The sequence below is a fragment of the Phytobacter sp. SCO41 genome, from assembly GCF_003073275.1.
Lineage (GTDB): Bacteria > Pseudomonadota > Gammaproteobacteria > Enterobacterales > Enterobacteriaceae > Phytobacter > Phytobacter diazotrophicus.
Genome location: NZ_CP027225.1, coordinates 5,504,427 through 5,516,963, shown reverse-complemented (window position 1 = coordinate 5,516,963; position 12,537 = coordinate 5,504,427). Strand labels below are relative to the sequence as shown.

The 12,537-nt window shown below is 51.6% G+C and carries 17 protein-coding genes; 13 read left to right on the top strand and 4 right to left on the bottom strand.

Annotated features, from left to right (window positions below; all coding sequences use genetic code 11):
- Positions 1–8: 8 nt before the first annotated feature.
- Positions 9–512 carry a YgjV family protein gene (locus C5523_RS26790; protein WP_079498728.1) on the bottom strand — a complete coding sequence of 168 codons (504 nt, stop codon included), beginning with the start codon at positions 510–512 and terminating at the stop codon, positions 9–11.
- 57 nt (positions 513–569) lie between these two features.
- A complete protein-coding gene (locus tag C5523_RS26785; protein ID WP_108702250.1) occupies positions 570–1,091 on the bottom strand; it encodes a Crp/Fnr family transcriptional regulator in 522 nt (173 codons plus the stop codon).
- Positions 1,092–1,232: 141 nt separating this feature from the next.
- On the opposite strand from C5523_RS26785, the gene C5523_RS26780 reads away from it, so the two are divergent.
- The 8 genes from C5523_RS26780 (at position 1,233) to C5523_RS26745 (ending at position 6,682) form a co-directional block, all read left to right on the top strand.
- Positions 1,233–1,445, top strand: a complete 213-nt coding sequence (locus C5523_RS26780) for a YdgH/BhsA/McbA-like domain containing protein (RefSeq protein WP_039077353.1) — start codon at positions 1,233–1,235, stop codon at positions 1,443–1,445.
- A 413-nt stretch (positions 1,446–1,858) separates the two neighbouring features.
- Positions 1,859–2,839 carry a 6-phosphofructokinase gene (locus tag C5523_RS26775; protein WP_107223614.1) on the top strand — a complete coding sequence of 327 codons (981 nt, stop codon included), beginning with the start codon at positions 1,859–1,861 and terminating at the stop codon, positions 2,837–2,839.
- A 10-nt stretch (positions 2,840–2,849) separates the two neighbouring features.
- Positions 2,850–3,164, top strand: coding sequence for a PTS sugar transporter subunit IIB (locus C5523_RS26770; protein ID WP_071194780.1), 315 nt, complete (start codon positions 2,850–2,852; stop codon positions 3,162–3,164).
- Positions 3,157–4,524: a PTS sugar transporter subunit IIC gene (locus tag C5523_RS26765; protein WP_071194781.1), complete on the top strand. Its 1,368-nt coding sequence runs from the start codon at positions 3,157–3,159 to the stop codon at positions 4,522–4,524. Before C5523_RS26770 ends, C5523_RS26765 begins: the two co-directional genes overlap by 8 nt.
- Positions 4,511–5,353 (top strand): class II fructose-bisphosphate aldolase, encoded by an 843-nt coding sequence (locus tag C5523_RS26760; RefSeq protein WP_108702249.1) that lies wholly within the window; start codon positions 4,511–4,513, stop codon positions 5,351–5,353. Before C5523_RS26765 ends, C5523_RS26760 begins: the two co-directional genes overlap by 14 nt.
- Positions 5,354–5,423: 70 nt before the next feature.
- Positions 5,424–5,693, top strand: coding sequence for a hypothetical protein (locus tag C5523_RS26755; protein ID WP_039077348.1), 270 nt, complete (start codon positions 5,424–5,426; stop codon positions 5,691–5,693).
- A gap of 9 nt (positions 5,694–5,702) precedes the next feature.
- The gene (locus C5523_RS26750; RefSeq protein ID WP_108702248.1) at positions 5,703–6,140 is read left to right on the top strand and encodes a PTS sugar transporter subunit IIA; all 438 of its coding nucleotides are present in this window, start codon (positions 5,703–5,705) and stop codon (positions 6,138–6,140) included.
- Positions 6,137–6,682 carry an AAA family ATPase gene (locus tag C5523_RS26745; RefSeq protein ID WP_071194784.1) on the top strand — a complete coding sequence of 182 codons (546 nt, stop codon included), beginning with the start codon at positions 6,137–6,139 and terminating at the stop codon, positions 6,680–6,682. Before C5523_RS26750 ends, C5523_RS26745 begins: the two co-directional genes overlap by 4 nt.
- 30 nt (positions 6,683–6,712) lie before the next feature.
- Here C5523_RS26745 and C5523_RS26740 read toward each other — a convergent pair whose 3' ends face one another.
- A complete protein-coding gene (locus C5523_RS26740) occupies positions 6,713–7,036 on the bottom strand; it encodes an AzlD domain-containing protein (RefSeq protein WP_039077338.1) in 324 nt (107 codons plus the stop codon).
- Complete coding sequence (locus C5523_RS26735; protein ID WP_107223611.1) at positions 7,036–7,698, bottom strand: AzlC family ABC transporter permease; 663 nt, start codon at positions 7,696–7,698, stop codon at positions 7,036–7,038. Before C5523_RS26735 ends, C5523_RS26740 begins: the two co-directional genes overlap by 1 nt.
- 105 nt (positions 7,699–7,803) lie before the next feature.
- Between C5523_RS26735 and C5523_RS26730 the strand changes: the two genes are divergently transcribed.
- From C5523_RS26730 to C5523_RS26710, 5 genes are all read left to right on the top strand, one after another.
- Positions 7,804–8,352, top strand: a complete 549-nt coding sequence (locus C5523_RS26730; RefSeq protein WP_039077336.1) for a helix-turn-helix domain-containing protein — start codon at positions 7,804–7,806, stop codon at positions 8,350–8,352.
- Positions 8,353–8,569: 217 nt separating this feature from the next.
- Positions 8,570–9,784, top strand: coding sequence for a PfkB family carbohydrate kinase (locus C5523_RS26725; RefSeq protein WP_107223610.1), 1,215 nt, complete (start codon positions 8,570–8,572; stop codon positions 9,782–9,784).
- 14 nt (positions 9,785–9,798) lie between these two features.
- Positions 9,799–10,722 carry a dihydrodipicolinate synthase family protein gene (locus C5523_RS26720; RefSeq protein WP_108702247.1) on the top strand — a complete coding sequence of 308 codons (924 nt, stop codon included), beginning with the start codon at positions 9,799–9,801 and terminating at the stop codon, positions 10,720–10,722.
- A 15-nt stretch (positions 10,723–10,737) separates the two neighbouring features.
- Positions 10,738–11,229 carry a YhcH/YjgK/YiaL family protein gene (locus tag C5523_RS26715; protein WP_039077333.1) on the top strand — a complete coding sequence of 164 codons (492 nt, stop codon included), beginning with the start codon at positions 10,738–10,740 and terminating at the stop codon, positions 11,227–11,229.
- On the top strand, positions 11,226–12,500 hold the full coding sequence (locus tag C5523_RS26710; protein ID WP_108702246.1) for an MFS transporter: 1,275 nt from the start codon (positions 11,226–11,228) through the stop codon (positions 12,498–12,500). Before C5523_RS26715 ends, C5523_RS26710 begins: the two co-directional genes overlap by 4 nt.
- Positions 12,501–12,537: the final 37 nt, after the last annotated feature.

Sequence of the window (12,537 nt, the reverse complement as noted above, 5' to 3'; positions counted from 1 at the left end):
TTCTGGTGTTACCCGCCCACCGCCACACCTCTCTTTAGCCGCCAGTACGAAACCAATGTACTCAGCATAAACGTGCCTTCCATGACTATCGCCATGGGTGAACCTGCCAGAACATTATTGATAAGCCAGCACAGGCTGCCGCCCAGAGTGATCAGCCGTAACCCCGCTGCCGTTGGCTGAAATGCGGCAATCGTCATGAGTAAACTGCCCGCTAGCGGGAAGATATCTGTCGGATGTTGCCAGGTCAGTCCGCTGCATAGCACCGACGCACAGAGAAATCCCCCTTTCACTCTTTGGCTTGTGGTGACGATAGCCAGCAGGTATCGGCTGGCGGCCAGCGCCATCAATCCACAGGCACTGTTTTCACCGAGCAGCCAGAAATGGAACGCCAGCAGGCTGGTAGAACAGGCGAGCGTCAGCAGAGAACACTGTCGACGGATAAACTGAAAGGCCAGCAAATCCAGGCCAAACGACAGGCCCGCCAGGATCTGTGAGAGGAAAAATGGGGTCATCGCATTGCCCGCAGAGAGAACGAGGGGGCAGCATAAGACGGGCGGGCGTGTCGGTCGTTAACCTTTGTTAAGACGTGCGCGAATTCGCGACAAACTCACCGGGGAGATGCCAATGTAACTGGCGAGATCTTTTTGCGTGAGCTGTTGCTCCCAGTCCGGAAAATTGGCCTGCACGTATTGCCAGCGCTGTTCGGGATTATTGAGCAAAAACATCTGCTCTTTCTTTTCCTTGTAGATCACCTGTTGGTTGAGCAGAGCCAACCGCGCAGTAAGGTGCTCGGGTTTATCGAGCAGACGCAGCGGGATTTCACAAAGCCTGCCTGGGGTCAGCATTTGCAGGCTGTAATCCGCCACCGATCCGGTAAGCCAGCTCAGGTAGAGAAAACAGCATTCACCGGCGAAATAGAACTCTTTCACTTTTTCCTGGCCCTGTGCGGAGTGATATACCGCCCGGGCAGTCCCTTCCTGTAACCAAAACAGACTGTGTTGTGGCTCCCCTTGCCGTTGCAGAGTCTCCATTGCCGACATGCTGCGCATGCGTCCAAATTGCTGCAAGGCGGTGAGCCAGTCTGTGGTCATTTTCCTCTCTCTTTTCATGTTCAGATAATTTGAAAGATAAATGCAAATCATTCCGCTGTCTGTTGATGGGGTTAAAGTCTATTATTTATTTCATCGAGGCGAAGCGCCTCATCCCAACAAACATTCAGAAGGGTTTATATCATGAAAAGCATCAAAACTTTTGTCGCAGTTATCGCTCTGGCTTCTTCTTTCGGTTCTTTTGCTGCTCAGACAGTAACCGCAACTGACTCTACACTGTCTGGTGCAGAAGCGAAAATTGCCGCTCAGGCACAACAGGCTGGCGCCTCTTCATACCAGATTACCGAAGCTTTCAGCGGTAACCAGGTTCATATGACCGCTGAACTGACAAAATAAGTTTTCCCGCATTGCCGCTGTCCCTGACTCTTCGGAGCGGGGACAGGTTATTTCCCCGCTGTTTTTGCTCTCCCTTTTCTGAATCCTCCTCCCGTATGCCTCTTTTACGTTAAAAAATGAGGTTGCAATCACAAAATTACCATCCTTCTAAAAGCCTTAATCGCAGTTTTATTTCTCCGAAATATTTCAAATCGCCTTCTTTTATAACTCAATGATTGGAAAGGAATTAATAAAAATACTGTGAGTTGAATCTCACTGTGTTTTTGTGATTAAAGTCGCAAATAAAAGCCATTTAACATATGTGTCAATGGTTGGTTGACGGAAAATTATCGATAAAATGTGACTTTCATTGCAAATATACCTCTTGAAGTCAGGGAAAAATATTCCCACGGGAAGTCAACGGGGAAATTGTGATGAGAATCGGTGTGGTCATTAGCGGTGGTGATGTATCGGGAATAAATAACTTTATTTTCCAGATCGCAAGACTGATGCAGGCAGACATTACTCTGTTCAATGGCGGAATACCTGGTTTACTTGAAAAGAAGCATAACGAAATCGCCTGGCGCGATTTGGTGGATTTCTCTATTGCCTCAATCCCCATTATTACCTCGGGTCGTACAACCCGAAAATTACTACGAAGCGAATATGAAATAATTGCAAAAAAATTAAGGTCGCTACGTATTGATGTACTGGTTATGGCGGGCGGTGATGGATCGCTGCAATTTTTAAATACGCTGAGCGAATTTGATGTGAATTGCTTTGGTGTCGGCATGACAATTGATAACGATGTCTATGGCAGTGATTATTCCATTGGATTTTCTACCGCCTGCGAACAAATTATTAAGGAAGTTTCCCGACTCAGGAATACCGGTCGGGCGTTACCCGGCCGTGTCTTTATGGTAGAGGTCCTGGGAGGATACTGTGGGGAGCTGACGCTGCAATCAGCGATAAAAAGCAATGCGGATATTGCCCTTATACCGGAGTGCCAGATCCCAATTGATGAGTTATCTCAACGCATTACAGACCGGCTTGCCAGCCAGAACAGTGTCGTTATTTTATGTTCAGAAGGTTACACCAGAGAGTACACGCCGGGCTTTCAGGGGGCTATCGACACCATGATCAAGCAGCTTGAACCGCGAATTGGCGTGCGTATTCGTAAAACGATTATTGGTTATGGTTTACGTAACGGTGACCCTACCTGCGAGGAGATTTATCAGGGCACTATCATGGCCAGTGAAGTGGTTCGTTGTATTCAATCTGGTATGAAAAATAAAGCCATTATTATCAATTCGAGTAATAAACCTATCCCTATTGATCTTATTAGTATGAAAAAACGTCTGGTAGACACAGAAGGACATCATTACAAACTGGCCAAACAACTCAATATTATTTGAGGAGATTTACATGCTTAAAGTTCTTTGCGTATGTGGCTGCGGCCTCGGCTCCAGCTTTGCGATCGAAATGAGCGCAAAAGCAGTGCTGAAAAAATTAGAAATTCCGGCAAAAGTTGAACACACAACCGTTTCTGAAGCTGGTGCATTTAAGTCCGATATGATTTTGACGCAAAAAGTCTTTGCCGACATTTTAACGGCGGATGCCAGTGAAGAAGAAATCAGCCGTGTCGTTGTGCTTAATAAATTGACCGATAAAGAGGAAATCGAGCAGAAGATTATCGCATTCTTAAAAATGCATAACATGAAGGTAACTGACCATGAATAGCTTCATTGAGTTTATCGTCAAAGATCTACTCGGGCAGGCGTCAATATTAATTGCCTTTATCGCCATGCTTGGTTTGATCTTACAAAAGAAATCACCGGGAAAAATTGCCGAGGGGACATTTAAAACGCTGCTCGGTTTCTTAATCATGATGGCCGGTATCAATATCATCGTCGCCACATTGACCTTCCTGAATGATATTTTCACCCACGGTTTCGGGATGAAAGGCTACATCACCGATGTGGCGGCCATCGCCGGGCTGGCGAACCGCGAACTGGGTTCAGAAGTGGCGCTGACGCTGATGGTCATTTTCGCAGTTAATATCATCATTGCCCGCCTGACACCGCTGAAATACATCTTCCTCACCGGACAAGCATTGCTATGGATGGCAACTATCGGGGCGGTTATTGGCTATAAAGCCGGTCTGACCGGGCTGCCGCTGATCCTCACGGGCGGTATTTTTGGCGGCGCGATGGCGGTACTGATGCCTGCGCTGGCACAACCGGTGGTCAGACGCATTACCGGTTCTGATGATGTGGCGCTGGGACACTTCTGTACCATCGGCTACCTGGTGCAGGCAGCAGTGGCGAAAGTGGTCGGTAAAGGCTCCCGCTCAACGGAAGATCTGCAACTGCCGGATAACTTTAAATTCCTGCAGGATACCTATCTGGCCATGGCGGTGGTGATGGTACCAATGTACCTGATCCCGGCCGTGGCTGCGGGGCCGGAATACATCTCTCAGTTCTCCCATGGCGTGAACTTCCTGATGTACGCCTTCATGCAATCCATCCAGTTTGTGGCCGGGGTATTCGTTCTTTACAGCGGTGTTCGTCTGCTGTTGAACGAACTGGTGCCCGCTTTCCGTGGTATCGCCATGCGCATCGTCCCGGACGCCAAACCGGCGCTCGATTGCCCGGTGTTGTTTCCCTACGCCCCGAACGCGGTCATTGTCGGCTTCCTGGCCACCACCGTCGGTTCGATTATTGGCATGTTGGTCTTTCCGATGTTTGGTCTGGCGATGATTCTGCCAGGACTGCTGACCAACTTCTTTGCGGGCGGCACGGCGGGCGTCTTTGGTAACGCACTGGGTGGCCGTCGTGGCGCGGTTATCGGCGGCGTTGTCCATGGTTTGTTTATTACCTTCCTGCCCGCCATCCTGGTGCCAATGCTGGAAAGTTACGGTTTCACCGGGGTGACGTTCAGTGACTCTGATGTCATCAGTTCTGGTCTGGTGCTGGGGCATGCCTTCCAGAATAACTGGCTGTTTGTCGGTCTGTTTATTGTCTTTGTCGCGTTCCTTGCCTGGTTCGTTAATGGCAACTCAGCTAAACCAAAAGGGGAGAAAGTCCATGAGTCTGCATAATTTCACTGCGTTGTTAGAAATTGCCAAAGCACGTCAATTTAAAGCTGTCGGTTCCTTTAATTTACACTGTCTGGAAATGCTGCCTGCTTTTTTTAAAGCGGCAAAGCAAACGAACAGCCCGTTAATGATTCAGATATCAACCGGAACGGCGCAATATCTGGGATATCAATTACTGGTTGATTCTGTGTGCTCATTATCAGCAAGTGAAAATGTGCCTACCTGTTTGCACTTGGATCACTGTTCGGATATTAACGCGATTCAAACGGCGATTGATGCCGGATTCAGTTCAATAATGTATGACGGTTCGCATCTGGATATTGATGAGAATATTGCCAGGACCCGTATTGTGGTGGAGATGGCGCGACCACGTGATATTTCGGTCGAAGCCGAATTAGGCGCAATTGGCGGTTCGGAAGACGGTAAAGCCGTTGCCGAAGAGGATATCTGCTTCACCACCGTGGAAGACGCGAAGCGTTTTGTCGAGGAAACCCACGTGGACATGCTGGCGGTTTCGGTCGGCACGGTACATGGGCTATATACCGGTAAGGCGCAGATCCAGCATCAGCGTTTGCAGGAGATAAGCGCCGCCACAGGGACGCCGCTGGTGCTGCATGGCGGGACCGGTGTGAGCGACGAGGATATGCGCAAAGCCGTAACCGAAGGGATCAATAAAGTGAATGTCGGCACGGAGATGAATGTGCAGTGGGTTGGCCAGTGCAAATCAACCTTTGAGAAAGGAAAGGTGAATGACAGCGTGCGGAAGTTTTTGATTCCGGCAAACGACGCCGTCACCCAGGTGCTGGTCGAGAAAATGAATTTATTTAAATAATCCTCCATTACCACGTTAATTTTATTCCATAACCCTGGTGCTCCGGCACACGTCGGGGCGGGAGTGAGCCATGTTTGAATCATTGAAGTCGTTGTGGAAAAAAGATGATACGACGCTGGAAGAATATGACAAGCAGGCACAATTGCTGGCTGTCGATATAAAATCACTCGAAGGTAATCTGGCGGAGGATCCGCGAAATAGCGATGTCCAAAAACAATTAATGCTGCTATATAACCGGGCATTAAATGTCTTTGTTAAAAGTAAACAATATCGCCATGAAGTGGATTCTCTCTTTATTCGTATCGACGAGTTGCGCAATATTATTCGGCGTAATATTTAGGGAGAACAGATGACGATTAAAGATCTTCTTATCGAAGCGGATGCGATTCAGGTTGGCGTAACGGAAAAAGACTGGCGGCAGGTGATTCGGCTTGCCGCCCGCCCGCTGATTGACGGGGGCTATCTGGAGGCCCGCTACGGCGAGGCAGTGATCGACAGCACGCTGGAGCATGGCGCGTACTATGTCTTTGATGAGGGCATCGCCATGCCGCATGCACGCCCGGAATGCGGGGTAAAGCGTGACTGCTTTAGCCTGGTATTGTTGCAGGAACCGATTCGCTTTGGCGAAAGTGAAGCGGCGGATATTGTTATTATGTTCGGGGCGCACGACAGCAATGCGCACATCGAAGAAGGTATTCGCGCCATTGTGCATCTGCTGGACAGTGATGACACGATGGCGGCGCTCCGGGCGGCACGGACAAGGGAGGAGGTGGTAGCGCTGCTATGACTACGCAAATAAAAACGGTCGTACTGGTCAACGGTGTACCGGCATCGGGCAAAACCACGGTAACACGTCAGTTGTCGGAACGGTTTTCGCTGCCGGTTCTGACCATCGATGGCATCAAAGAGCCATTTATGGCGCAGTTTAGTGAAATAGACCGGGCGTTTAACCGCAAGCTGGGCTGCGCGGCCTATGACGTCATCTGGTCAATTATTCGTAATGCGCCAGCAGGCTGCCCGTTTCTTGTCGACGCCTGGTTTGGTTTTCAGCCGAAGGAGAAGCTGGTTGAGTATCTGGAGAAGGCCGGGGTGACACGGATCCTCGAAGTCTGGAACGCGGTCGCCCCTGACGTGGCCGTCGCGCGTTATGCACAGCGTCTTGGCGAGCGTCGGGTTGGTCATCCTGGCGAAGAGTACCTGCCGGAGCTGGCGGTACTGGCCGCCAAAGCCGAACCGATGGCGCTCGGCCCGGTGTTTCGCTTTGAACAGGGAAGTGAAGAGGGGTACACCCGCCTGTTTGCCTGGATGGGCGAGCATTTGCGGGCCTGAATCAATACGGTATAGCGCCTGCGGGCGCTTTTATGCCACTCCTGCCAGGCGCAACAGCGCGGTGACCACGGCGGCAGAGAGTATCACCACGATAAGCGGCATTTTGCGCCAGGCGAGAAACAGGGCAAACATCACTCCCAGCACGCGGGCCATACCGGCGAAATGTTCGCCTTCATATAGCGTTGCCGCCAGCGCCACGGCGAACAGTAACGTGGTCGCCGCATCGGATAACAGTGCCTGGGCGCGTTCTGACAGCGCCAGTTTATTGCCAAGCCGGGCGCCGCCAAAACGCATCAGGTAAGTACCCACCGACAGTACTGCAATACCGATAATGACCAGCGTGGTATTCGCCATTATTTCTTCCTCGTCAGCAGGCCAAATAAAGAAAACAGCACCGGCAAGCCCACGGGGGCAAAAGGCACGGCGGCAAGGGAGAGAACGGCTCCGCTGGCAGCGCGAATCAGTGTGGTTTTCTTTTTCAGTGCGGGCAGCACCAGCGCCAGCAGAATAGCCGGGAAAACCGCATCCAGCCCGATGGTTTCCGGGGCGGGTAGCAGTTTTCCAACCCCTGCGCCAACAATAACGCCAAGCGGCCAAAGCAGGGCAACACCCGTCCCACACAGCCAGTAGGCGGCTTTACGCTGTTCCGGCGTCGGTTGTGCCAGGCCAAACACGACACTTTCATCATTCATAATGTGACAGCCGAAGAAAGCCTTCGCCCGCGTGCCCACCAGGTCGCGCACCGTGACGCCAAAGGGAAGATGGCGGGCATTCACCAGCAACCCGGCAAGCGCCGCCGCCAGTGGATTGCCGCCGCTGGCGACAATGCCGATAAACATGAATTCGGAGGCGCCAGCTAAAACCAGCGTGGAAAGGGCAAGGGGAACCCACAGTGGAAAACCGTAGGCCATCGCCAGTGAACCGTAGGAGATGCCGACCACGCCAACCGCCAGACAGACCAGCAAGATGGCTCTGATCGTATCGCCTGTAAGATTTGAGAAGTTGTGTTTGAACATACAATTTTTTGGCTATATCGAACGAATATTCATTATAATGAACACATCGGGTTCGTTTTTCAAGAAGAACGATTCGTTCATTTTATAGAACACTGGAGCCGTGTAATGACACAGCCTATTAGCGTGATCGCCAAAAGTCTGGTGCGAGAACGTCTGCGAACCGGGCTTTCACTGGCGGAAATTGCCCGCCGTGCCGGAATTGCCAAATCCACACTTTCCCAGCTTGAGGCCGGCAACGGCAACCCGAGTATTGAGACCCTGTGGTCTCTGTGCGTGGCGCTGGATATCCCCTTTGCCCGTCTTCTGGAGCCGCAGGCCGCCAAAACACAGGTCATTCGCCGTGGCGAGGGGACGAAAGTGGTCGCCGAACTGGCGCATTACCAGGCGACACTGCTTGCAACCTGCCCGCCGGGGGCGCGACGCGATATCTATTTTCTTGATACTCAACCCGGTGCTGACCGTATTTCGCAGCCGCATCCGCCCGGTTCAGTTGAGCACATTATCGTGACCCGTGGCCGGGCGATGGTGGGGCTGACGGAAGCGCCAGAAGAATTAAGTGAAGGTGACTACATCTGTTACCCGGCGGATCTGCCACATATTTTTAAGGCGCTGGAGCCGGATACCCAGGCTATTCTGGTGGCGGAACAGAATTAAGTTATCCCTGCGTGTTTTGCTGACACGCAGGTCATTTATCGCCTGCTTCTCTCTAATTCACCCTCATTAATAGTACGAATAACGCCTGCAAATACAGCTTTCCGCTTTTTATCCTGCCATTTTTGTTTGGTTCCGTTTTGCCTGGAAACATGAGATTGATGTCACTCTTCAAACGGTATGCGGTTCGTATACTTCTATTGTGATTTCGGGGTTTATTATGTTTCTTGAAGAACGAAGACATCGTATCTGGCAATATTTGAATGAAAATGAACGTGGGAATGTTAATTATTTTTCCACGCTTTATGGCGTGTCTAAAGAAACGATACGCAGTGATTTAAATATTTTAGCGGAAATGGGGCTGGTGAAACGGTGCCACGGCGGGGCAATTATTTTGCGGCGAAGTTTGCAGGCAGAATTGATCTCCGAGACAGGGCCGGGATTTGAAGTTTTACTCCAGCAAATAGACCACCGTAAACCGCAGAACGATCATCAACAAAAAGGAAAAACCATGCAGGGTAAGGTCTGTGTTTTCGGTTCATTTAATGTCGATATTGTTGCGCGAGTGGAGCGCTTCCCACGCGGTGGCGAGTCCTTGCTGGCCCTGGCCAGCAGCCTGGGGCCGGGCGGTAAAGGCGCCAATCAGGCCACGGCGGCAAGTAAGGCCGGGGCAAAAGTGCATTTTGCGGCGAAAGTGGGTAAAGACCAGTTTAGCCAACTTGCTGCCGACCATTTAAATGCGTCCGAAATTCACTCTTATACCTTGTATCAATCCGACAGTGAGCCTACCGGTAATGCAATTATTTATGTCTCGCAGGAAAATGGCGAGAATATGATTGCCATTTATTCGGGTGCCAATAAAACCATTACGCACAGTGAAGTTCAGGCTATTTCTTCTGAATTATCTTCATCGGATGTACTGTTGGTGCAACTGGAAAATAACCTTGATGCTACTGTGGCATTAATTCAAATTGCCCATGAGCTTGGTAAGACAGTCATTCTTAATCCGGCGCCGTGCTCTGATGAGATAATTTCATGCTTGCCGTTTGTTGATGTCATTACTCCTAATGAAACCGAGGCGTCTTTATTATCCGGCGTTGAGGTTCGCGATATCGATACCGCAAAAGAAGCGGCATTAATTATTGCCGGAATGGGGGTGAAAAAAGTCCTCATTACGATGGGATCACGCGGCGCATTGTTACTGGATAACAAACAATTTAGCCATATTCGCGCTTTCCCTGCCGTTACCGTCGATACCACCGGTGCCGGCGATGCGTTTAATGGCGCGCTGGCAGCGTCACTTGCCGCCGGAAACAGTCTGGTTCAGGCCGCGACCTGGGCCTCTGCATTTGCCTCTCTCGCCGTTGAGCTGGAGGGCGCATCCAATATGCCTGACTTCGAACAGGCAACAACACGACTCCGTACTCACAACTAATTCAGGACGAGAAAATGAAAACCATTAACGGTATTGTTCCGGTCATGTTGACCCCTTTCACGGCCGATGAGCAGATTGACTACCCGGCGCTGGCGAAACTGATCGACTGGTATCTGGAGAAAGGCGTCGACGCGCTGTTTGCCGTTTGCCAGTCCAGCGAAATGCAGTTCCTTTCCTTGCAAGAGCGTGTAGAGCTCGCCCGCTTTGTGGTGCAGCACGTTGATGGACGTATTCCGGTGATCGCCTCCGGCCATATCAGCGATGATATCGCCGCGCAAAAAGAAGAGTTGCTGGCGATGGCGCAGACCAACATTGATGCGCTGGTACTGGTCACTAACCATCTTGATCCGCGCAACGAGGGGAGCGAGACCTTTTTTGCCACTCTGAATACGCTGCTCGACATCCTGCCAAAAGAACTGCCGCTGGGGCTTTATGAATGCCCGGCGCCGTATCGTCGTCTGCTGACGGATGATGAATTTAGCTGGTGCGCCAACAGTGGTCGTTTTGTGGTGCTGAAAGATGTGAGCTGCGATCTGCCGACTGTCGAACGCCGCGTCAAACTGGCGCAGGGCACCCCGCTGAATGTTATCAATGCCAATGCCGCCATCGCCTGGCCTGCCATTCTGGCGGGTTCGCAGGGGTTCAGCGGTGTGTTCACTAACTTCCATCCAGAGCTGTATAGCTGGTTGTGGCATAACGGCAAAACGCAGCGCGAACTTGCCGACGAACTGGCGATTTTCCTCTCGCTGGGCGCCGTAACCGAGACCCTTGGCTACCCCAAAAACGCCAAAATCTATCACCAGCGTCTGGGGACGTTTGACGATGTGACCTGCCGGGTAAACAAAGATGATGTGCTGGCGAAATTCTGGGGGCTGACGGTGATCCTCGATCAAATCCGTGCAGGCACTGAGCTTTGGCAGACGCGCCTTGCGCGCTAATGCGGAGAGACTGTCATGATTGTGACCAGCCTTCAGACCTGGCCTGCCCAGGCCAGTGCGTATCATCCGGTCTTTCGCCGGGCGCTGGAATTTATCGCGCGGCACGATTTTCGGCATGAGAAGCCGGGGAAAATCGACATTATTCCGGGAAAACTTTTCTGCCTGTTGCAGGAGATGGACAGCGTGCCATTCAGCGATGCGCGTCCGGAATCACACCGCCAGTTTATCGATATTCAGTACCTCATTTCCGGCCATGAAGTGATGGGGGTGAGCTCGGTAAGTAGCGGTAAACATAGCGTCGTGGAAGACCGTACGCCTGAACAGGACATTCTGTTCTGGCAGGTTAATGAGGATGAAAACCCGGTGACGCTGACCCCGGGTATGTTTGCCATTTTTTTCCCTGATGACATCCACCGCCCGTGCGCCCACCAGCCTGGCGATGCGCCATGCCATCTGCGTAAAGCGGTTATCAAAATTCACCGTGAACTTCTGGAGGAAACGGTATGAGTACTGTGCAATCTCCCGCTGAATCCGTTGTTAAGGCACCTGAACTTTCGCGTCGCCGCTGGGGCATCATCTTTATTCTGTTGCTGGCGGCGGTGGTGAACTATCTGGATCGCGCCAACCTCAGTATCGCCAACACGACGATTTCACAAGAGTTTGGTTTTTCTGCGACCCAAATGGGACTGCTGCTCTCTGCGTTTTTGTGGCCATACGCGCTGGCGAACCTGCCTGCCGGTTGGCTGGTTGACCGCTTTGGTCCGAAAAAGATGTTTACCGGCGCGCTGGGGATGTGGTCGGCAGTGACCTTCCTGATGGGGTTTGTTAATACTTACAGCTTCTTCTATGGCCTGCGTATGCTGCTGGGAATTGCGGAATCACCGTTCTTCACCTCCGGCATTAAAATTACCCAGAGCTGGTTCTCGGAAAAAGAGCGTGGGCTGCCTACCTCTATCATCAACACCGGTTCGCAAATTGCGAATGCGATTGCACCGCCGCTGCTGACCATACTGCTGCTGTGGGTGGGCTGGCGAGGCATGTTTATTGCCGTAGGGCTGTTAGGTCTGCCGTTGATTCTGGCCTGGCTGAAATTTTATCGCGATCCTGATGCGCGTGAAGCGATGCAGATCCACACCGGCCAGGTGACTAACGCCGCATCGGACGAACCAAAAGGGAACTGGGGTACGTTATTTCGCAACAAGACGACCTGGTGCATGATTGCCGGTAACTTCTGCATTATGTTCACCATTTGGGTCTACCTGACCTGGTTGCCGGGATACCTGGAAAAATCCCTTGGCTTTAGCCTGAAACAAACTGGCCTGATCGCCTCGGTACCTTTCTTCGCCGGGATTCTCGGGGTGTTATGTGGCGGTACGCTGTCTGACCGTCTGGTGCGCAGAGGCGTTTCTGCGGTGACGGCGCGTAAGGTTCCGATCGTATTAGGGGCTGGGATGGCGGCCTGCTTCGTGATGCCGATTCCGTTCGTGAGCGATACCACAACCGCGATTACATTGCTGACGCTGGGCTATTTCTGTTCACAGATGCCTTCCGGTGTTATCTGGACGCTGGCGACGGATATGGCGCCGAAAGGGCAGGTGGCTTCGTTAGGGGCTATCCAGAACTTTGGTGGTTTCCTCGGAGCCGCGCTGGCACCGATCGTCACCGGTATCATTCTGGATGTGACCGGTCAGTTCACCAATGTCTTTATTCTTGGCGGTTGTCTGTTGTTTATGGGCGCCTGTTTCTACGGCTTCTTTGTGCGTAAACCGATTCGTTAATCACAGTTGATACCGTAAAAATAAGAAGCCCGACGGA

Excerpts from the sequence above, each read along its gene's own strand:
- C5523_RS26790 (WP_079498728.1), bottom strand. The coding sequence starts at position 512 with ATGACCCCATTTTTCCTCTCACAGATCCTGGCGGGCCTGTCGTTTGGC.
- C5523_RS26785 (WP_108702250.1), bottom strand. The coding sequence starts at position 1,091 with ATGACCACAGACTGGCTCACCGCCTTGCAGCAATTTGGACGCATGCGC.
- C5523_RS26780 (WP_039077353.1), top strand. The coding sequence starts at position 1,233 with ATGAAAAGCATCAAAACTTTTGTCGCAGTTATCGCTCTGGCTTCTTCT.
- C5523_RS26775 (WP_107223614.1), top strand. The coding sequence starts at position 1,859 with ATGAGAATCGGTGTGGTCATTAGCGGTGGTGATGTATCGGGAATAAAT.
- C5523_RS26770 (WP_071194780.1), top strand. The coding sequence starts at position 2,850 with ATGCTTAAAGTTCTTTGCGTATGTGGCTGCGGCCTCGGCTCCAGCTTT.
- C5523_RS26765 (WP_071194781.1), top strand. The coding sequence starts at position 3,157 with ATGAATAGCTTCATTGAGTTTATCGTCAAAGATCTACTCGGGCAGGCG.
- C5523_RS26760 (WP_108702249.1), top strand. The coding sequence starts at position 4,511 with ATGAGTCTGCATAATTTCACTGCGTTGTTAGAAATTGCCAAAGCACGT.
- C5523_RS26755 (WP_039077348.1), top strand. The coding sequence starts at position 5,424 with ATGTTTGAATCATTGAAGTCGTTGTGGAAAAAAGATGATACGACGCTG.
- C5523_RS26750 (WP_108702248.1), top strand. The coding sequence starts at position 5,703 with ATGACGATTAAAGATCTTCTTATCGAAGCGGATGCGATTCAGGTTGGC.
- C5523_RS26745 (WP_071194784.1), top strand. The coding sequence starts at position 6,137 with ATGACTACGCAAATAAAAACGGTCGTACTGGTCAACGGTGTACCGGCA.
- C5523_RS26740 (WP_039077338.1), bottom strand. The coding sequence starts at position 7,036 with ATGGCGAATACCACGCTGGTCATTATCGGTATTGCAGTACTGTCGGTG.
- C5523_RS26735 (WP_107223611.1), bottom strand. The coding sequence starts at position 7,698 with ATGTTCAAACACAACTTCTCAAATCTTACAGGCGATACGATCAGAGCC.
- C5523_RS26730 (WP_039077336.1), top strand. The coding sequence starts at position 7,804 with ATGACACAGCCTATTAGCGTGATCGCCAAAAGTCTGGTGCGAGAACGT.
- C5523_RS26725 (WP_107223610.1), top strand. The coding sequence starts at position 8,570 with ATGTTTCTTGAAGAACGAAGACATCGTATCTGGCAATATTTGAATGAA.
- C5523_RS26720 (WP_108702247.1), top strand. The coding sequence starts at position 9,799 with ATGAAAACCATTAACGGTATTGTTCCGGTCATGTTGACCCCTTTCACG.
- C5523_RS26715 (WP_039077333.1), top strand. The coding sequence starts at position 10,738 with ATGATTGTGACCAGCCTTCAGACCTGGCCTGCCCAGGCCAGTGCGTAT.
- C5523_RS26710 (WP_108702246.1), top strand. The coding sequence starts at position 11,226 with ATGAGTACTGTGCAATCTCCCGCTGAATCCGTTGTTAAGGCACCTGAA.